This window comes from Microbacterium sp. Bi128 (genome assembly GCF_918698205.1).
Map to the genome: position 1 here is coordinate 1 of NZ_CAKKMM010000043.1, position 18,851 is coordinate 18,851.

General features: G+C 71.0%; 20 protein-coding genes and 1 pseudogene. 6 read left to right on the forward strand and 15 right to left on the reverse strand.

The window, feature by feature from the left end:
- Positions 1–137 precede the first annotated feature (137 nt).
- Both LQV45_RS05750 and LQV45_RS05755 read right to left on the reverse strand, forming a co-directional pair.
- Positions 138–839 (reverse strand): response regulator transcription factor, encoded by a 702-nt coding sequence (locus LQV45_RS05750; protein ID WP_230006162.1) that lies wholly within the window; start codon positions 837–839, stop codon positions 138–140.
- Entirely contained in the window at positions 832–2,103 is a 1,272-nt protein-coding gene (locus LQV45_RS05755; protein WP_230006163.1) for a sensor histidine kinase, read from the reverse strand. Before LQV45_RS05755 ends, LQV45_RS05750 begins: the two co-directional genes overlap by 8 nt.
- Positions 2,104–2,247: 144 nt before the next feature.
- On the opposite strand from LQV45_RS05755, the gene LQV45_RS05760 reads away from it, so the two are divergent.
- On the forward strand, positions 2,248–2,820 hold the full coding sequence (locus tag LQV45_RS05760; protein WP_230006164.1) for an NADPH-dependent FMN reductase: 573 nt from the start codon (positions 2,248–2,250) through the stop codon (positions 2,818–2,820).
- Positions 2,821–3,025: 205 nt separating this feature from the next.
- Here LQV45_RS05760 and LQV45_RS05765 read toward each other — a convergent pair whose 3' ends face one another.
- The 4 genes from LQV45_RS05765 to LQV45_RS05780 all read right to left on the reverse strand — a co-directional run bounded on the left by LQV45_RS05765 (position 3,026) and on the right by LQV45_RS05780 (position 6,909).
- Positions 3,026–4,267, reverse strand: a complete 1,242-nt coding sequence (locus tag LQV45_RS05765) for an RNA polymerase sigma factor (RefSeq protein WP_230006165.1) — start codon at positions 4,265–4,267, stop codon at positions 3,026–3,028.
- On the reverse strand, positions 4,264–4,692 hold the full coding sequence (locus tag LQV45_RS05770; RefSeq protein WP_230006166.1) for a YciI family protein: 429 nt from the start codon (positions 4,690–4,692) through the stop codon (positions 4,264–4,266). The genes LQV45_RS05765 and LQV45_RS05770 overlap by 4 nt, the downstream gene beginning before the upstream one ends.
- A 114-nt stretch (positions 4,693–4,806) precedes the next feature.
- Positions 4,807–5,652, reverse strand: a complete 846-nt coding sequence (locus tag LQV45_RS05775) for an exodeoxyribonuclease III (protein ID WP_230006167.1) — start codon at positions 5,650–5,652, stop codon at positions 4,807–4,809.
- A 63-nt stretch (positions 5,653–5,715) separates the two neighbouring features.
- Entirely contained in the window at positions 5,716–6,909 is a 1,194-nt protein-coding gene (locus tag LQV45_RS05780) for a hypothetical protein (protein WP_230006168.1), read from the reverse strand.
- Positions 6,910–6,993: 84 nt separating this feature from the next.
- On the opposite strand from LQV45_RS05780, the gene pyrE reads away from it, so the two are divergent.
- On the forward strand, positions 6,994–7,572 hold the full coding sequence (gene pyrE / locus LQV45_RS05785; RefSeq protein WP_230006169.1) for an orotate phosphoribosyltransferase: 579 nt from the start codon (positions 6,994–6,996) through the stop codon (positions 7,570–7,572).
- Between the two features lie 625 nt (positions 7,573–8,197).
- On the opposite strand, the gene LQV45_RS05790 is transcribed toward pyrE, so the two are convergent.
- The 4 genes from LQV45_RS05790 to LQV45_RS05805 form a co-directional block, all read right to left on the reverse strand.
- A complete protein-coding gene (locus LQV45_RS05790; RefSeq protein ID WP_171024315.1) occupies positions 8,198–8,338 on the reverse strand; it encodes a hypothetical protein in 141 nt (46 codons plus the stop codon).
- Positions 8,339–8,355: 17 nt separating this feature from the next.
- Complete coding sequence (locus LQV45_RS05795) at positions 8,356–8,928, reverse strand: YdeI family protein (protein WP_230006170.1); 573 nt, start codon at positions 8,926–8,928, stop codon at positions 8,356–8,358.
- Between the two features lies 1 nt (position 8,929).
- Positions 8,930–9,760, reverse strand: a complete 831-nt coding sequence (locus LQV45_RS05800) for an HAD-IIA family hydrolase (RefSeq protein ID WP_230006171.1) — start codon at positions 9,758–9,760, stop codon at positions 8,930–8,932.
- Positions 9,761–9,856: 96 nt separating this feature from the next.
- Positions 9,857–10,027 carry a CsbD family protein gene (locus LQV45_RS05805; protein ID WP_138175868.1) on the reverse strand — a complete coding sequence of 57 codons (171 nt, stop codon included), beginning with the start codon at positions 10,025–10,027 and terminating at the stop codon, positions 9,857–9,859.
- A 188-nt stretch (positions 10,028–10,215) separates the two neighbouring features.
- Between LQV45_RS05805 and LQV45_RS05810 the strand changes: the two genes are divergently transcribed.
- Together LQV45_RS05810 and LQV45_RS05815 are read left to right on the forward strand one after the other, a co-directional pair.
- Positions 10,216–11,163: an SDR family NAD(P)-dependent oxidoreductase gene (locus LQV45_RS05810; protein ID WP_230006172.1), complete on the forward strand. Its 948-nt coding sequence runs from the start codon at positions 10,216–10,218 to the stop codon at positions 11,161–11,163.
- Between the two features lie 40 nt (positions 11,164–11,203).
- On the forward strand, positions 11,204–13,645 hold the full coding sequence (locus LQV45_RS05815) for an HAD-IC family P-type ATPase (RefSeq protein ID WP_230006173.1): 2,442 nt from the start codon (positions 11,204–11,206) through the stop codon (positions 13,643–13,645).
- A gap of 36 nt (positions 13,646–13,681) precedes the next feature.
- Here the strand turns inward: LQV45_RS05815 and LQV45_RS05820 are convergent, their stop codons facing one another.
- From LQV45_RS05820 to LQV45_RS05830, 3 genes are all read right to left on the reverse strand, one after another.
- Positions 13,682–14,113, reverse strand: a complete 432-nt coding sequence (locus tag LQV45_RS05820) for a hypothetical protein (protein ID WP_230006174.1) — start codon at positions 14,111–14,113, stop codon at positions 13,682–13,684.
- 71 nt (positions 14,114–14,184) lie between these two features.
- Complete coding sequence (locus LQV45_RS05825; protein WP_138175860.1) at positions 14,185–14,820, reverse strand: metal-dependent transcriptional regulator; 636 nt, start codon at positions 14,818–14,820, stop codon at positions 14,185–14,187.
- Between the two features lie 9 nt (positions 14,821–14,829).
- The gene (locus LQV45_RS05830) at positions 14,830–16,107 is read right to left on the reverse strand and encodes an Nramp family divalent metal transporter (RefSeq protein WP_230006175.1); all 1,278 of its coding nucleotides are present in this window, start codon (positions 16,105–16,107) and stop codon (positions 14,830–14,832) included.
- Between the two features lie 79 nt (positions 16,108–16,186).
- On the opposite strand from LQV45_RS05830, the gene LQV45_RS05835 reads away from it, so the two are divergent.
- Together LQV45_RS05835 and LQV45_RS05840 are read left to right on the forward strand one after the other, a co-directional pair.
- Positions 16,187–16,807: a TrmH family RNA methyltransferase gene (locus LQV45_RS05835; RefSeq protein ID WP_230006178.1), complete on the forward strand. Its 621-nt coding sequence runs from the start codon at positions 16,187–16,189 to the stop codon at positions 16,805–16,807.
- Between the two features lie 99 nt (positions 16,808–16,906).
- Positions 16,907–17,956: a hypothetical protein gene (locus LQV45_RS05840; protein ID WP_230006176.1), complete on the forward strand. Its 1,050-nt coding sequence runs from the start codon at positions 16,907–16,909 to the stop codon at positions 17,954–17,956.
- Positions 17,957–17,969: 13 nt separating this feature from the next.
- On the opposite strand, the gene LQV45_RS05845 is transcribed toward LQV45_RS05840, so the two are convergent.
- Both LQV45_RS05845 and LQV45_RS05850 read right to left on the reverse strand, forming a co-directional pair.
- Entirely contained in the window at positions 17,970–18,254 is a 285-nt protein-coding gene (locus LQV45_RS05845) for a hypothetical protein (protein WP_230006177.1), read from the reverse strand.
- 51 nt (positions 18,255–18,305) lie between these two features.
- Positions 18,306–18,851 (reverse strand): annotated as a pseudogene (locus tag LQV45_RS05850) (hypothetical protein); the annotation flags it as partial.

Here is an 18,851-nt window from a genome sequence, read left to right on the forward strand (position 1 = left end):
TTCGGGGGCCCAGCTGCGGGGCAGCACCGATTCCCGGACGCCGACGCCCGGATCTCCTTCGTTGTGTCCCGCCGCGACGACAGACGCGACCGCCCGCGGGTCGGTGCGGCGGCCCGCCGCTGCGACCGGCGCGCGTGTCAGGTCAGGCCGTGGCGGTGGGCCAGGACGACGGCCTGCACGCGGTCGCGCGCGCCCAGCTTCTGCAGCACGTTCGAGACGTGCGTCTTGACCGTCGCCTCGCCGATGAAGAGCCGGGCGGCGATCTCGGCGTTGCTGAGGGCCTCGGCGACGAGGCGCAGCACCTCGGCCTCGCGCTCGGTCAGCGGCTCGCTCAGGATCAGCGGCTCCACGGCGGGTGCGGCGGCGGTCGTCTCGCGGGGGACGGCGACGGATGCCGGGGCGCCACCGCCGTGACCGGCGAACCGCGCGATGACGCGGCGCGTGACCTCGGGCGCCAGCAGCGCGTCTCCCGCGCCGATCACGCGCACCGCGCCCACGAGCTCCTCGGGCCCCGCGTTCTTCAGCAGGAAGCCGCTGGCCCCCGCCGCCAGGGCCTCGAACAGGTAGTCGTCGCGGTCGAAGGTCGTGACGATGAGGACCGCGGCATCCGACCGGGGGTCCGCGACGATGCGTCGCGTCGCCTCGAGTCCGTCCATGTCGGGCATCTGCACGTCCATGCAGATCACGTCGGGTCGCAGCGTCGCGGCCGCGGCGATCGCCTCGAGGCCCGTTGCCGCTTCGCCGACGACCTCGATGTCGTCCTCGAGCGACAAGATCGTGCGGAACCCGGCCCGCATCATGGCGTGGTCGTCGACGAGGAGGACGCGCAGCTCACGCATGCGACACCTCCGCATCGACCAGAGGGACCCGCACCCGCACGAGATACCCGCCGCGCGTCCTCGGGCCCATCTCGATGCGGCCCCCGGACACCGCCGCGCGCTCGCGCATGCCCCGCTGGCCCAGGCCCGGAGACGCCGTCCCGCGGCGTCCGGTGTTGGTGACCTCGAGCTCGACGCCGGTGTGGTCGAAACGCAGCCGCACATCGGCGGTGGCGTCCGGCCCCGCGTGCCGGCGGGCGTTGGTGAGCGCCTCCTGGGCGATGCGGAACAGATTCACCTGCACCAGGGGAGACGGCTCGACCGCGGGCTCGCCGATCACCGCGTAGGTCGTCGGCAGCCCCGCCGCGACGGTCTCGGCGACGAGGGAGGGGATCGCGGAGAGACCGTGGGTGGTCGGGGCGGTGTCGGTCGACGGCGTGTCGGGGTGGACGGCATCCGGAGTCCGCAGGGTCTGCAGCAGCTGCCGGAGCTCTCGCAGCGACGTGCGGGCTGACTCCTCGATGCCGCTGAGCACGGCGCGGGACTTCTCGGGGTCGCGTTCCATCACCGAACGCGCGACTCCCGCCTGCACGCCCATCAGCGACACGTGGTGCGCGACGACGTCGTGCAGTTCGCGCGCGATGCGCACCCGGTCCAGGGCGACGGCCTGCGCAGCGGTGATCTCGCGCTCGGCCTCGAGCTCGGCGGTCCGCTCCTCCAGGGCGATGCGCTGCATCCGCTGCTGGTGGGAGCGCTCGCCGAAGAAGTACGCGCCGCCGAAGAAGAGGGCGTTGACCCCCAGACCGAGCAACTGCGACGCGACGAACGGCGAGAACGCGCCCGTGCGCGAGGGGAAGCCCTCGGGCACCTGGTCGAGGGGCATCGTGGCGTCTTGGAACATCACCACGAACAGCCACGCGAACATGCCGACGATGATCGCGACGCGGACGATCGCGGCGCGCCGCCGGTTCGTCGACCACGCGCCGACGGTGTAGATCGCGATGAACATCGCGATGTTGCCCGCGTAGATCTCGGGGATGCGCAGTGTCACGGCGAGGAAGTAGGCCACCGACACGATCACGGCGACGATCGAGGGCCAGCGTCGGCGGAAGGCGAGAGGAACGGAGAGCACCGCGACGTACAGCACCGCGAGCACGAACTCGGCCTGCTGATCGCCGTACAGCCCCGCGACCGCCGAGAGCACCGCGCTGAGCAGCCCGCCCACGAAGATGACCGCGGCGAGCGCGATGTCGCTGCGCCACTGCGCGCGGGTGAGGTTCGGCATCCCTCCACGTTATTGCGGCCCTCACCGCGCGGCATCCCCCGTCCGACGGAGTCAACCCCGGTGGGGAAGAGAGCGGGAACGGAAAAACTTGCACGTGCATGTATCCGGGCGCTTCGCGCCCCCGTCATCCGAGAGAGGATCACCGTGACCGACTACACGATCGGCTACATCGTCGGCAGCATCTCCAGCACCTCGATCAACCGCCGGCTCGCCAAGGCGCTCGAGAAGGTGGCGCCCGAGGGCGTGACCCTGAAGGAGATCCCGATCAAGGACCTCCCGTTCTACTCTCCCGACCACGACGGGAACTTCCCGCAGGTCGCCCAGGACTTCAAGGGCGCCATCGAGGATGCCGACGGCGTCATCATCGTCACCCCCGAGTACAGCCGCTCGATCCCCGGCGTGCTGAAGAACGCGTTGGACTGGTCGGCGCGCCCCTACGGCGAGGCGTCGTTCAACGACAAGCCCACCGCGGTCGTGGGCACCTCACAGGGCGGCATCGCCACCGCGGCCGGTCAGCAGCACCTGCGTGCGGTGCTCCTGCACTACAACGCCCTGGTTCTCGGTCAGCCCGAGGGCTACATCCAGTCCACGCCCGGCCTGTTCGAAGAGGACGGCACGGTCACCGACGAGGGCACCGCGGCGTTCCTGCGTTCGATCATCGAGGCGCTCGTTACATTGGTGGCGCGTACCGCGCCCGCCGAGGTCCCCGCGGTCTGACGCTCCCGCACGGCGGGGTCGGGGTGCGTCCCGGCCCCGCCGTCCTGCGTCCGGGGTCCACCGGGTGAGCGGCGGCGGCGGTCAGTCGTCTGCGCGCGGGGGGATGCCGGGGCCGCGCGGCGTGGGCGGTTAGTCGTCTGCGCGCGGGGGGATGCCGTTCGCGCGGTGTCCACCGGCAGCCCCGCCGCGCCGAACGGCGCGCGTCTCACGCGCCGAGCGCGTCGGCCTTCCTCCGCAGGAGGGCGGCCTCCCGGGCATTGCGGCTGAGGGCCGCCGCCTCGTGCAGGTGGACCTGTGCTTCTTCGATTCGCCCTGACCGCGCGAGCAGCTCGCCGCGCACGGACGGGAGCAGATGGGATCCGCGGAGCACACCGCTCGCCGCCAGGGCGTCGACGATCGCGAGACCCTCAGCGGGACCGGATGCCATCGACACCGCCACGGCACGATTCAGCTCCACCACGGGGCTGGGGCTGAGGCGGCCGAGCATCTCGTAGAGCAGGACGATGCGATCCCAGTCGGTCGAATCCACGCTCTCCGCCCCGGCGTGGCAGAGGGCGATCGCCGCTTGCAGCGCGTACGGCCCCCGCCCGCGGCCGAGGGCGTCGGCGCGGTCGAGGAGCATCGAGCCGCGTGCGATCGCCGAGCGATCCCAGCGCCGTCGATCCTGGTCGGCCAGGAGCACGGCATCCCCGTTCCCGTCCACGCGGGCCGCGAAGCGGGAGGCCTGCAGCTCCATCAGGGCCGAGAGGGCGAGGACCTCCGGCTCGCGCGGGAGCAGGCGGCACAGCACGCGGCCGAGGCGCAGCGCCTCGTGGGCGAGCTCGGTGCGCAGGACCGCATCGCCCGTGCTCGCGACATAGCCCTCGGTGAAGATCAGGTAGACGACGGTGAGCACCGCGGTGCGCCGCGCGGGCCACTCCGCGGGCTCGGGCACCGTGAACGGCACGCGCGCCGCGCTCAGTGCCTTCTTGGCGCGGACGATCCGCTGCTGCATGGTCGGGACCGGGACCAGGAAGAGACGCGCAATCGCCTCGGTGTCGAGACCGCCCACGATCTTGAGCGTCAACGCCACCTGTGCTTCGCGGGAGAGCACCGGATGACAGGCGGCGAAGACGAGGCGCAGGACGTCGTCGTCGATGGGCTCCCACACGTCGTCGGCCACCTCGTCGAGGTCGGCGGCGAGGAGGCGGTACTTCTCGCCGAGGCGTTGCTCGCGCCGCCACCCGTCGATCGCGCGGCGCTTCGCGACCGCCGTCAGCCACGCCCCCGGGTTCCGGGGAACGCCGTCGCGACCCCACTGCTCGACGGCCTCGACCAGCGCGTCCTGTGCGAGGTCCTCCGCCGTGCCGAGGTCACCGACCACGCGGGCCAGCGTCGCGACGATCCGGGCGCCCTCAATGCGCCAGATCGCCGCGACGCGGCGCGAGACCTCGAGGTCGGGGGTCACCGCGCGGACTGCTCCTCGCGCCAGCCCTCCTCCTTCTGGATGTACTCGTTGTCGGCGAACGCCGCGAAGTCGGTCTCGTCGGTCACCCGGCGCACCTCGAGCTTGTTGCCGGCGATGAGCGGCGCACGTCGCGCCCACTCGATCGCCTCGTCGCGCGAGGACACCTCGATGATCCAGAAGCCGTTGAACAGCTCGTGCGTCTCGCCGTAGGGGCCGTCGGTGACCACGGGCTCCTCGCCGCCGAACTCGACGACGAAGTTCGCGCTCATGTCCTCGGCGAGGCCGTCGCCCGCGACGAGCACGCCCGCGGTCATCATCGCCTCGTTGTAGGCGCCCATCTCGTTGATGATCTGCTCGAAGGGGATCTGCTTGTACGCCGCGTACGCCTCGTCGGTGCCGCGCATGATCAGCATGTACTTCGTCATGGTCTCGTCTCTTCTCTGCTCTTCGACCTCGGGGAGCGGATGCCTGCCCCTACTATCGCGTCGAACGACGGCGAGCGGAATCGACAGGGCGCAGAAAAAAGTTCCCGGCGGGCGTCAGCCGAAGATCATCGGCAGATCGTCGTCGTCTTCCCCGCGGGAGAGGTCGAGGTCGGCGACGACGGGGACGTGGTCGCTCGGGATCTCGCCCTTGCGCTCGTCGCGGTGGATCTCGGCGCCCTGGACGGCGTCGGCGAACGCCCGCGAGCCGAGGATGAAGTCGATGCGGAGCCCCTCGTTGCGGGGGAAGCGCAGCTGCTTGTAGTCCCAATACGTGTACCCGGTGGGGATCAGCGGGCGCACGACGTCGGTGAGCCCCGCGGACTCGAACGCGGCGAACGCGGCGCGTTCGGGCGGCGAGACGTGGGTGGTCACGCCCTCGATCACCGTGGGGTCGCCGTTGTCGGCATCCGTCGGGGCGATGTTGAAGTCGCCGGTGAGCGCGAGCGGGAGGCCGGGGTTCGCCGCGAGGGTGTCCTCCGTGTGTCGGCGGAGGGCCTCGAGCCAGTCGAGCTTGTAGCGGTAGTGGGGGTCGTCGAGCCCGCGTCCGTTGGGAACGTACAGGCTCCAAACGCGCACGCCGCCGATCGTGGCGCCGATGGCGCGGGCCTCCTGCGGAAGGTCGGGACCCTCTTTGCCCTTCTCGAACCCGGGCATGCCGGGGAACCCGATCTCGACGTCGTCGAGCGGCTCACGGCTGGCGATCGCGACGCCGTTCCACTGGTTCAGGCCGTGCGCGGCGACGTGGTAGCCGGCCTCCTCGAACGCGGCGTACGGGAACTGGTCCGTCTTGCACTTGATCTCCTGCATCGCCAGCACGTCGATGTGCTCGCGCACGCAGAACTCGACGGTGCGGGCGACGCGGGCGCGGACGGAGTTGACGTTCCAGGTGGCCAGGCGCATGGCATCCAGCCTACTTTCGGGTGGGGACATGGCCGTTCGCGCGACGGGAACCCGAACGCCGATTCAGCGGGCTGCGGCGAGCACGACACCGGCCGCCGCAGCGACGAGGGCGAGGGCCGTCAGGGCGAACGCCCACCGCTCCCGGTGTTCGCGCGTCGAGGAGACGGCGGCCCGAACGGACAACCCGCACCATGTGGCGAGAACGGTGATCACGGAGACGATCGCGATGATGCGGGCGGACTCCGGCGCGAACGCGATCGCGGATGCTCCGATCGGCAGGGGTGCGGTCGCCGCCCACCACCACCATGCGCGCGGGCGCGGCGGTGGCACGCGCGCACCGAGGGGATCCCATGGCGGCGTCCTGAGTCGACGGGCGACGTCGGCGATGTCACCCGGCACCGGATCGTCGTACCTCAGGCTCGATCGCTCCGCGAGCAACGTCGCTGCATCCTTCCCACGGTGCAGGATACTGACGGCATACGCGTCGCGCTCCGCGTCGGTTGTCAGCCCCGCCACGGGGCTTCCCCACCGGCCGGCCTCAGCGGGAAGGCCGCGTCGTCGCGCGTCCTCGACGAGCGCTCGTCGTGCTCGCGGGTCGCCGCTGGCGTGGACGAGTGCACGCAGCATCACTCGCCCCTCCTTGGGTCGGCTGTCGAGGAGCTCGAGGGCTCGACGCATAGCGAACTCGGGGTCGGGAAGAGGGATCGGGCGGGCAGCGATCGCCGCCGCCGCGATGGTGATCGCGACGACCAGCAGAAGGACCAGGGCCGCCATGGCATCCGTCGGTGACGGCGTTGCGAACGCGGCACCCCAGAGCGTACGGATCGTGGCCCAGACAAGACTCAGGAGACCGCCGATCAGAACGAAGACCAGCACCAACGTGCCTGCGCATCCCGAGTTTCTTGGCCCGCGTTCGACGAACGTGGGCGAGGTGAAATCCGCCACCGCGGCCGGGACGGGTTCGTTGCGAGGCAGGTGCAGAGTTGCGCGGACGAAGTTGCTCCGGTCTGCGTGGCCGAGCAACCAGAGCCGCATCTGCGCGACTTCTCGGGGTCGGCACCACCCCGGGAAGACGATGCCCCAGCGGCCCGCCTGAGCGCGATCCCCGATCCGTCGATAGTGTTCCGCGAGAGCGAGGCGCAACTCGGGCGACCCCGCCGCGCGCGCCTTGGCCTCGGCACGAGCGTGTGCGATCTCCGGCCCGGTGCGATCCGTCGCGAGAAGCCCGATGAGCTTTCTGACGGGAGTTCTGGGCATCCCTACATGATGGCGGAGGAGCGCACCACCGTCACTCCGAGCCTGGCGGTCGGTGATCCCCATGGAGCACATAAACTCGACCCCGTGACTGCCGCCTCCACGCCCGAGCTCGAAGCCGACCGCCAGGCCCTCATCGGCCTCATCAACGCCGAGGCGGTGTTCCACGGCGACTTCACCCTCTCGAGCGGCAAGAAGGCGACGTACTACGTCGACATGCGCAAGCTCACGCTCGACCACCGTGCCGCTCCCGCTATCGGACGCCTCGTGCTCGACCTGGTGAAGGACCTCGACGGCGTCGTCGCCGTCGGCGGGCTGACGCTCGGCGCCGACCCGATCGCCAACGCCGTCATGCACGAGTCGGTGCACGCGGGCCGCCCTCTCGACGCGTTCGTCGTGCGCAAGGAGCCGAAGGACCACGGCCGCGGACGCCAGATCGAGGGCGCCGACGTCGCGGGCAAGCGCGTCGTCGTGGTCGAGGACACCTCGACCACCGGCCAGTCCGCCCTCAAGGCCGTCGAGGCCCTGCGTCGCGAGGGCGCCGAGGTCGTCGCCGTCGCCGTGATCGTCGATCGCAAGACCGGCGCGCAGGCCGCGATCGAGGCCGCGGGCCTCCAATGGCTGGCATCCATCGACCTCGACGACCTGGGGCTTCAGCCGCAGTAATCCGTTCGGCGGCGCTGTGCCGGGGGCAGGCGGTGGGCCGGGAACAGGCTGTGCGCCGAGAACAGGCCGATCCCGGGCGGATTGCCCTGTTTTGGTGGCATCCCCTGTTCTGGTGGCGCGCAGGGTGCCGGAGCCCCGGCGGTGCCGTGTCGAAAACAGGCGTTGCGCCGAGGACAGGCTGATTCTGCGCGGATTGCCCTGTTTCGGTGGCATCCCCTGTTTTGGTGGGAGGGGTGGGATGCCGGGAGCCCGGTCGCCGCGCCGCGCCGCGACCGTCGGCTGTGCTGAGAACAGGCGTTGTGTCGGGGGCAGGCTGATTCTGGGCGGATCGCCCTGTTTTGGTGGCATCCCCTGTTCTGGTGGCGCGCCGGGTGCCGGAGCCCCCCGCGGCGCCGCGCTGAGAACAGGCGTTGCGTCGAGGACAGGCTGATTCTGCGCGGATCGCCCTGTTTCGGTGTCATCCCCTGTTTTGGTGACGGGCGGGCTGCCGGAGCCCCCCCACGGCGCCGCGCTGAGAACAGGCGTTGCGTCGAGGACAGGCTGATTCTGGGCGGATCGCCCTGTTCCGGTCGCATCCCCTGTTCCGGTAACGCGACACCCGGATGCCGAAGCCCGGCCCCGCAGCTCAGTCGGTGCCGTCGCCCGGGCCGTCGAACGGGTCGCGGCCGCCGCCGCGGCGGGAGCGCCGCCACTGGACGAGGAACGCCACGAGCGTTCCGGCGGTGATGAGGAAGGCCGTGAGAAGCCAGAGCGTGCGATCGTCCATGCGTCGATCCTCCCCGATCAGGGGCGTTTGCCCTCGGCGGCGTCGGCCACGATCTTCGTGATGCGCGCCTCGCGCGTCTGCGAACGCACGGCCATCGCGATCTGCGTGAGACCGAACTTGCGGCTCGACGGCGGGAACGCGTCCCAGTTGCGCCGGGCCGTCGGCACGGCGTCGAGCGCCGCGGTGAGCTCCGGCGGTTCGATCCCCGCCTCCGGGCCGTCGAGGATCTCCCACGCCCCGTTCGCGCGGGCGACCTCGAGCGCGCGGATGCCGGGCGGGCGGAGGCGCCCCTCGGCCTCGAGCCGGGCGATGCGCGCCTTGTTCGTCGCGGCCCACCCGCTCTTCGGCTGACGCGGCGCGAACCACAGCCCCGAGCTCACCTCGTCGAACACGCGGACCGGCCCGTCGATCCACCCGAAGCACAGTGCTTCGCAGATCGCTTCTTCGTAGGCCACGAACCGGCCGGACTCGACGCCTCGGCCGCGCAGCAGCCAGGCGCCCCTCGACGTGGCGTGGTTCGCTTCGAGCCAGAGCGCCCAGGCGGCGGCATCGTCCGCCGCGACCTTCACCCCGTCATCGAGCGCGCCCACGTCAGAGGCCTTCGCTGAGTCCTTCTTCGCCGTCGGCGAGGTCGGTCTCGATCGGCTCGCTCCGTACCAGGTCGGCGACGGATGCCAAGATCTCGTCGGGGCGGAACGGGTACTTCTCCATCTCGGCCTGATCGCTGATGCCGGTCATCACGAGCACGGTGTGCAGCCCCGCCTCGATGCCGGCCACGATGTCGGTGTCCATGCGGTCACCGATCATGCCGGTGTTCTCGGAGTGCGCCCCGATGCGGTTGAGGGCGGAGCGGAACATCATGGGGTTCGGCTTGCCCACGATGTAGGGCTCCTTGCCGGTGGCCTTCGTGATGAGAGCGGCGATCGCGCCGGTCGCGGGCAGGACCCCCTCGATGGAGGGGCCCGTGGCATCCGGGTTCGTGGCGATGAAGCGGGCACCGTCGCGGATGAAGCGGATCGCCTTGGTGATCGCCTCGAACGAGTAGTTGCGCGTCTCGCCGACCACGACGTAATCGGGCGCGGTCTCGGTCATGATGAACCCCGCCTCGTGCAGCGCGGTGGTGAGCCCGGCCTCGCCGATGACGAAGGCGGAACCGCCCGGCATCTGCGACCGCAGGAAGTCCGCGGTGGCCAGGGCCGACGTCCAGATCGAGGACTCGGGGACGACCAGGCCCGACGACCGGAGGCGTGCGCTCAGGTCGCGCGGGGTGAAGATCGAGTTGTTGGTGAGCACCAGGAACGGGGTCCCCTCGGCACGCCACTGCGCGAGCAGCTCGGAAGCGCCGCGGATCGGGGTGTTCTCGTGGACGAGCACGCCGTCCATGTCGGTCAGCCAGCACTCCACGTCGCCACGGGTTCGCATGGGCTCAGCCTATCCCCGGGGCCTGACACGACCACCGGGCTGACGCACAAGCGGGCCGCCGCCCGATGGCAGCGGCCCGCCGAACAGCGGTGCGGCTTACTTGAACGCGTCCTTGACGTTCTCGCCGGCCTTCTTCGCGTCGGCCTTGACCTGGTCGGCCTTGCCCTCGGCGGCGAGCTTGTCGTTGTCGGTGGCGTTGCCGATCGTCTCCTTGGCCTTGCCCACGATGTCCTGAGCGGCGTTCTTGATCTTGTCGTCGAGGCCCATGATCGGTTCCTTCCGTGAATTCAGATGTCTCGCCGGGGCGATCGCCGCGGCGGAGCGGATGTGCTCACCGATGTGACGGACCGACGGCGCGATTCGTCACACGCGGGGACGAAAAAGTTCACGAGATCGGTATTCCGCATCCGGAATGCACCCGTGACGGCAGCGGACGATCTCGTTAGGGTCGAAGGGTGGCGCGCGACGAGTGGGACCCCCGGAACCTCCCCGACCTCTCCGGCCGCGCGTACCTCGTCACCGGGGCGACTCGCGGTCTGGGGTACTTCGCGTGCGAGCAGCTCGCGGGCGCGGGTGCGCACGTGCTGCTCACCGGTCGCAACCCGAACCGGCTCGTCCTCGCCAAAGAGGCCGTGAAGCGCACCCACCCGGATGCCTCGATCGAGACGCTGCTGCTGGACACGAGCAATCTCGGGTCGGTGCGGGCCGCGGCCGCGACCGTGCGGGCGCGCGGACGGCTCGACGGCCTGCTGATGAACGCCGGCATCGTCCACCCGCCGAAGACGCGCGAGCTGGCGGGCGGGCACGAGCGGGTGTTCGCCACGAACGTGCTGGGCCACTTCGCGCTCGGCGGCGAACTCTTGACGCCCCTGGCCTCGGCGCGCGGACGGATGGTCTGGGTCGGCAGCATGTCGACCTCGATCTGGAAGCACGTCCCCACCGATCCCGAACTCGTCGAGGGCTACACCCCGTGGCGGGCCTACGTGCAGTCGAAGGCCGCCACGACCGCGCTCGCGCTCGAGGCCGACCGCCGCCTGCGGGCGCACAGCGTCCCGGTCGAGAGCCTCGTCGCCCACCCCGGGTACTCCACGAGCGGTCGCACGCGCGGCATCCGGGGTGTCAATGAGCCGAGCCGGCTCACGCGCTTCGTCGACAACCTGCAGGCCCCCTTCACGCAATCGAAGGACGAGGGCGCCTGGGCGCTCGTCCGTGCCTTGACCGACCCGCTCGCCGAGGGTGGCACGATGTACGGCCCGGCGCTCGTGGCCCGGGGCGTCCCGCGCCCGGCGACCCCCGCCCGCCGCACGCGCGACGGCGGGCTCGGCGCCGATCTCTGGCTCGCGTGCGAAACGGCGACCCACGTGCGCTGGCCGTTCGAACGGGTGCGTCGAACGGCATCCTGAATCGGCGGCCGTCGTCGGGGGCTGCCCGTACAGTGATCGCATGGAGCAGACGAGCGTCGACGGCGCCCAGGGTCTCACCGCGTCCGCCGTCGCCGAGCGGGTCGCCGCCGGCCAGACGAACGCCTTCGTCGCGGACAGCAGCCGTTCGGCGTGGAACATCGTGCGCGCGAACGTCTTCACGTTGTTCAACGGCATCGTGGGTGCGTGCTTCCTCGTGCTGCTGCTCCTCGGCCGGTGGCAGGACGCCCTGTTCGGCATCGCGGCGCTGTCGAACGCGGTCATCGGCTGCGTGCAGGAGTTCCGGGCCAAGGCAGCCCTCGACCGCCTCGCGCTGCTGAACGCCCCGCGTGCGCGCGTGCGCCGCGACGGCGTCGATGCCGAGATCGCTCCGGCCGAGGTGGTGCGCGACGATCTGCTCGTACTGCGCGCGGGCGATCAGGTGCCCGCCGACGCCGTCGTGGTCGATTCGCGCGCGTTGCAGATCGACGAGTCGATGCTCACGGGCGAGTCGGATGCCGTCGACAAGCGGCCCGGCGACGAGGCGCTGTCGGGGTCGATCGTCGTCGCCGGCGAGGGAACGGCCCGGGTCAACCGGGTGGGCGCTGATTCCTACGCCAACACGTTCGCCGCCGAGGCCAAGAGGTTCCAGCTCGTCTCGAGCGAGTTGCGCACCTCGATCGACCGCGTGCTGAAGTGGGTCGGATGGGGCATCGGCCCCATCGGTCTCCTCGTGCTGAACGCCCAGATGATGGTCGCCGGCGGATGGGTCGAGGCCTGGCAGCAGGGCACGTGGTCGCAGGCCGTGGTCAACACGATCGCGTCGCTGACGGCCATGATCCCCCTCGGGCTCGTGCTGATGACCTCGATCGCGTTCGCTGTGGGTGCCGCGCGTCTGGCCGGGAAGAAGGTGCTCGTCAACGAGCTCCCCGCGGTCGAAGGGCTCGCGCGTGTCGACGTCATCTGCCTCGACAAGACCGGGACGTTGACGGCGGGCGAGATCCGTTTCGACGCCGCCCTCGAACTGCAGCCGGTCGACGGATGGCGGGCAGCGCTCGCCTGGTACGGCGCGGCCGACGACGCCAACGCGACGGCCCAGTGTCTGCGGGAGCCGTTCCCGGTCGGGGCGCCGCTGACCGTCGCGCACCGCATCCCGTTCTCGTCGGCGCGCAAGTGGAGCGCGGTGTCGTTCGCCGACGGTGCCGCCGGCACGTGGGTGCTCGGGGCTCCCGAGATGGTGTTCGGCGACGACGCGGCGGACGCGGGCACCGTCCTCGGTGAGGCGGTCACCCGCTTGGCCTCCTCCGGCCGACGCACTCTGGTGCTCGGCTACACCGCCGTCGCGCTCGACGAAGCCGACGTCGCCGCCGAGCGCCTGCCGGACGGCGCGGTCGCCGTGGCGGTGCTGACCTTCGTCGAGGCGGTGCGTCCGGATGCCGCTGAGGCCCTCGCCTACTTCCGTACGCAAGGCGTCGGGGTGCGCGTCATCTCGGGCGACAACCCTCGGACTGTCGCCGCGATCGCGCGCGAGGTCGGACTCGACGTCGACGAGGGGTACGACGCCCGCCGCTTGCCGGACGACGACGTCGAGCTGGGCCGCATCCTCGAGGATCACACCGTCTTCGGTCGTGTGACCCCCGACCAGAAGAAGCGCATGGTGACGGCCCTGCAGTCTCGCGGGCACGTCGTGGCCATGACCGGCGACGGCGTCAACGACGCCTTGGCTATCAAGGCGGCCGACATCGGCATCGCGATGAACTCCGGAGCCGCGGCGACGAAGGCGGTCGCGCGGCTCGTGCTGCTGGACGGCCGCTTCTCCCACTTGCCCTCGGTCGTCGCCGAGGGCCGTCAGGTCATCGCGAACATCGAGCGGGTCTCGATGCTGTTCCTCACCAAGACGGTCTACGCGACCGGGCTCGCCGTGCTGTTCGGCGCGCTCGTGATGGAGTTCCCCTTCCTGCCGCGCCAGCTGTCGATCACCGACGGTCTGACGATCGGCATCCCGGCTTTCTTCCTCGCCCTCCTGCCCAACACGCAGCGGTACGTGCCCGGATTCCTGCGCAGGTCGCTGAGCTTCGCGATCCCCGCGGGGCTCGTGATCGCCATCGCCCTGACCCTCTACACGCGCGCGGCACTGGCGATGGGGTTGAGCGTCGAGCAGTTGCGGACGGGCGCGACGATCATCCTCGCCATCGTCGCGATCTGGGTGCTCACGGTGCTGTCGCGACCGGTCACGCGAGTGAAGGTGCTCGTCATCGGGGCGATGTTCATCGCCCTCACCGCGATCTTCACCGTGCCGATCCTGGGGCAGTTCTTCCAGTTGCAGGACCCGGGCGAAGACGGGGCGTGGCTCATCACGGGCGTCGTGATCATCGCCGTGGGCGCGATCGAGGTGGTGCGGTTCGCGCACCGGCGCTTCGTGCGACGCACCCTCGAGTCGGCGGCATCCGCACCCGCGCCGACGCCCGCCGCCGCGCGCGGGTAGAGCGGGACGGCGCGGCGCGGCGCCGCTTCGCGCGGGTCAGATCGTGGGCGCGGGTGCTGCGGCGTCGGGCGACGCCCTAAGGAAGTACCGCCGCGCCTTCGGAGGGATCCAGACGGCGGCGATGACGGCGAGCGCAGCCACCATCGCGATCACGATCGTCGGCTCGAGCTCGGTCAGGACCAACGACAGCGCCTGCAGCACGACGAGCAGCGACAGATAGCCGGTGAGCAGGTTCCGTGCGAGGCGGCTCCCGCGCGCCAGTGAGGAGCCGCCGGCGACGGTGAGCAGGCCCAGCAGGATCGTCGCGGCACCCACGAGGGACACCGGCAGCACGTCGTCGGCGTCGACCTCGTAGCGCGACAGCAGCACCAGGACGCCGAGCGCGGTGTTCAGCAGTCCGCCGACGTAGACGAGCGCGACGGCGATGGTCACGGGGAGGGGCCGACGGAGTTCGACGGTGGTGGTCATGGATGCCTCACGCTCTGCGGCTCCGCGGGAGCCGGTGGGGTCAGCGTAGTGGGATCGGCGGCCGGCGATCCTCAGCGCGTCAGCCAGACCGAGTCGCCCGCCCCGTCGGGCAGCGACACCTCGACGCCGTCGGCGCGCACCACGGTGTGCGAGACGACCTCGAGCTCGTGCCCGACGTCGATACGGCGCGCGACGAGTGCGCGCAGCAGTTCGGGGTCGCGGTCGCTCACCCTCAGCACACGCCCGGAGTGTCCGGATGCCGCCTCGGCGAGGAGCACGAAGGGTTCGCGGTGCACGGCACCGGTGGCATCCGGGATCGCATCGCCGTGGGGATCGAACCGGGGGCGTCCCAGCCGCTCATCGATGCCCTCGAGCAGGCGGTCGCTCAGCGAGTGCTCCAAGATCTCGGCCTCGTCGTGCACTTCGTCCCACGCGTAGCGGAACTCGCGGACGAGCCACGTCTCGATGAGGCGGTGTCGGCGGATGACCGAGGCGGCACGTCGTTCGCCGGCGGCGGTGAGCGACACGGGGCCGTACGGGCGATGGCGGACGAGTCCTTGCGCCGCGAGCTTCTTCACCATCTCGGTGACGCTCGAGGGGGCGAGGCCCAGCACGCCGGCGAGCTGCGACGGAGTGATCGGATCGTCCTGCCACTCGGTGTGGTGGTAAATGGCCTTGAGATAGTCGTCGGCCACGGGCGATTCCACGGGCCCAGCCTATCCGCCGGTGAACACCAGCCACAGGAGCACGGCGTTCAGCGCGATGAGGAACACCGACGCGGCCACCCCCGCCGCGGTCGTGACGGTGCGGTTGCGGTGGACGCCCAGGACGTCGCGTCGCGCCGTCAGCGCCACGAGCGGGACGAGGGCGAACGGGATGCCGAAGGACAGCACGACCTGGCTGAGTACGAGCGCGAGGGTCGGGTCGACGCCGACCCCCAGGATGATCAGTGCCGGGATCAGCGTGACCAGGCGGCGGGCGAGCAGCGGCACGCGGACCCGGAGCAGGCCGTGCATGATCTCGGCGCCGGCGTACGCCCCGACCGAGGTCGAGGCCAGGCCGCTCGCGAGCAGGCCGACCGCGAAGAGCGTCGCCACCACCGGACCGAGGCCGTCCCGCAGCGCCGCGTACGCCCCTTCGAGGCTGTCGGTTCCGTCCACCCCCGTGAGGTTGGCCGCCGCCAGCAGCAGGATCGCGAGGTTGACGGTGCCGGCGACGGCGAGGGCGATCGTGACGTCCCAGCGCGTCGCCCGCAGCAGGCGGGACGTGGAAAGGCCCCGGGCGCGTTCGAGGTCGGCGGCGGCGGTGGGCTCCGCGGGGGCGAAACGGTCCCGGCTGAGCGCCGAGTGCGCGTAGATCGCGTGCGGCATGATCGTGGCGCCGAGGATCGAGGCGGCCAAGAGGACCGAGGTCGAGCCTTCGAAGCGCGGAACCAGTCCGCCGACGACCCCCGCGGGGTCGGGCGGCGCGAAGAACAGTCCGGCGGTGAAACCGATCGCGATGATCAGGAGCAGTCCGATCAGGACCGTCTCGAACGCCCGCGCCCCCCGGCGCGACTGCACCATGAGCAAGAGGATCGACACGACGCCCGTGATCGCTCCGCCCCACACCAGCGGGATGCCGAAGAGCAGGTGGAGGGCGACGGCGCCGCCGATGACCTCGGCGACGTCGGTGGCCATCGCCACGAGCTCGGCCTGCAGCCAGTACGCCCGGCGCGCCCACGGTCGCTGGAGGCGCCGGCCCAGCACCTGGGGCAAGCTCTCGCCCGTGACGATGCCGAGCTTGGCCGAGAGGTACTGGATCAGCCAGGCCATGACGTTGCCGAGCACGACGACCCACACCAGCAGGTATCCGAAGAGCGCCCCGGCTGTCATGTTGCTGGCGACGTTGCCGGGGTCGAGGTAGGCCACCCCGGCGACCATGGCCGGCCCCAGCAGCCACATCGCCCGGGTCGGCGCGTGCCGGCGGTCGACGGCATCCGTATTTTTCGGCATGCCGAAACCCTAGCGATTTTTCGGGCGACCGAAAAATGGATGCCACCGTCCGCGCGGCTAGCCTGGATCGGTGACCGATGTGGAAGAGACCCCGCTCCCGACGCACGGGGTCGGCCCCTGGCCCGGTGGTCCCGAATCCTGGCCCGACGACCCCCGGTACGACCGCGAACTGCTCTCCGAGGGCGATCGGCGCAATGTCGTCGACGACTACCGCTATTGGACGATGGAAGCGATCGTCGCGGATCTGGATGCCAAGCGGCATCCGTTCCACGTCGCCATCGAGAACTGGCAGCACGACCTGAACATCGGATCGATCGTGCGCAGCGCCAACGCGTTCCTCGCGGCGGAAGTGCACATCATCGGCAAACGCCGCTGGAACCGCCGCGGCGCGATGGTCACCGACCGCTACCAGCACGTGCGCCACCACGAGGACGTCGCGGCCTTTGCGGCCTGGGCCGCCGAGGCGAGCCTGCCGATCCTCGCGATCGACAACGTCGACGGCTCGGTCCCCGTCGATCGCGCCGACCTGCCGGAGGCGTGCGTGCTGCTGTTCGGTCAGGAGGGGCCGGGGCTGTCGCCGGAGGCGCTGGCGGCCGCGAGCGGCGTCGTGGAGATCACGCAGTACGGATCGACCCGATCGATCAACGCGGCGTCCGCCGCCGCCGTGGTCATGTACGAGTGGTGTCGCCGCTGGAGATGAGAGTTTTCTCATCCGCAAGGGGCAGATAATCGCGTCCGGACCGCGCAGAATTCACCGGACACGCCATGCTCGCCCCCCGGATGGATGGACCGATCCCCCATGAGTTCTGCCTCGAAGACGATTCCGCAGCCGACCGGCCCCGATCGCCGTTCGATCCTCAAAGCGGGAGCGTGGTCCGTTCCGGTCGTCGCCCTCGCGGTCGCCGCCCCCGCGGCCAGCGCCAGCACCACCGCGAACCTCGCGCTGCTTCCTCCGCAGTTCGGCAGCTCCGTCCCGATGTTCACGCCCTCGCTCACGCAGCGCTACAACGCCAGCGAGCCGTCCGGCGTCGTCGTCGGAAACACGACCAGCGAGGTCTACACCGGTCCCGTGATCCTGCGTCTGGAGGTCGATCGTCGCCTGTGGGACGTCACGGGCTTCACTTACGACACCCGTGACGGTGAGGGCGCCCGGGCCGCGAGCTTCAGCGGGCCGACGCTCTCGGACGACCGCGCCGTCTACACGGTCTCTTTCGCCGCGACCGTGGCCCCCGACACCGATTCCTACACCGGCATCCTGGTGCGTCCCGTCCTGACCTTCCTCGGGGACTACCCGAACGACACGCTCGCACCCGCTGACGCCGGCGCCTCCTGGGTGCTCGTCGAGCCGGCCGACGCGGGAGCCTCTGACAATGTGTTCGTCAACAACCCGGGCTCGCCCGTCGACGCCGCCCCGTTCGGGGCCACGGTGACGGCCGACTTCGAACTGGTGACCTCCGGAGACGGATCCGCGTACCGTCCCACGAACGCCACCCTCACCTCCATCGGGCCCAACCCCACCGCCGTCGAGGACAGGGTCACGGTGGGGTTCGACCCGGCCCTGGCCGACGACGTCGTCCTGCAGAACATCGCCCTCAACGGCGCGGCGTCCCCCGACCTGCTGTCGCAGCGGACCAACACCGTCTCCGGCGGTCGACGATCCGTCGACTTCGCCTTCACCGGACCGCTCGCCGAGGGCGACGTCGTGACCTTCACGCTCCTGTACTCGGGCGGGACGGGGGCCACGCCGGCCAGCACGGCCGGCTCTCAGATCGCGTACGTGCCGGTCACGCCGAACGACGACAACCAGCGCGGCCGGGGGCAATCGTTCGCCAACCAGCCCGGAAGCTGACCGCGGGCTCGGCTCAGCGCGCGTCCGCGCGCACGGGACAGTCGTCGAGCACGGGTCGTCCGTGGACGCGAGCGACGCGGAGGAGCATCATCGCCGCGCCGTACAGCACCACCGCGCTGGCGACGACCGACACCGCCAGCACCGCTCCCGAGAACGGCCTGTCCCGATACACGTAGGTCGCCGTGCTGACGTCCCACTCCTGGTAGCCGACGAAGTAATAGCCGCCCGCGCAGAAGATGGCCATGGCCACGATCAACGACACGGCCACGATGAGCGTCCCCGCAATATGCCCCCGCATCCGTCCAGAATAGGGATACGGGGTGTCGGGCGTGTGAAGACCCGGCGAAGCTCAGGTGCCCGCGCGCGGGTGCACCTCGTACGCGAACACCGCCTCGACGGGCGAATCCACCCGCAGAGTCGCTGCTTCGGTGGCATCCCACCGGATCGTCGTCGGCGCGGCGCCGGTCTGGCCGGGCGCGCCGCAGGGGACGTCGGTCGTGAGGCCGGTCGCCCCGCCGATCTCGACGACGAGCGGGGTGCCGGTCGCGCTCTCGCACGCCACGACGACGTCCCACGACCCGCCGACGGGGTCCAGGTCGACGCTCGCGCCCGCGGGTCCGACCCCGCCGGTGCCGCGGGCGACGGCCGTGCTCCCGCCCAGGCCGTTCTCGGGCAGCGCGCGCGCCGCCCACTGTTCGAGCGACGACGCGTCGTCGGGGAGGCTCCCGCCGGGCGCAGGGGCCGACGGCGAGAGTGACGGCGTGGATGCCGACGGCGCGGGCGAGGACGAGGTCCCGGATGCCACGGGCTCGGGGACACCGGAGGTGCACCCCGCGAGTGCCAGCAGCGCCGGAACGAGCAGAACGGGAAGGGCCGCGAGGGCCGGGCGTGTCCA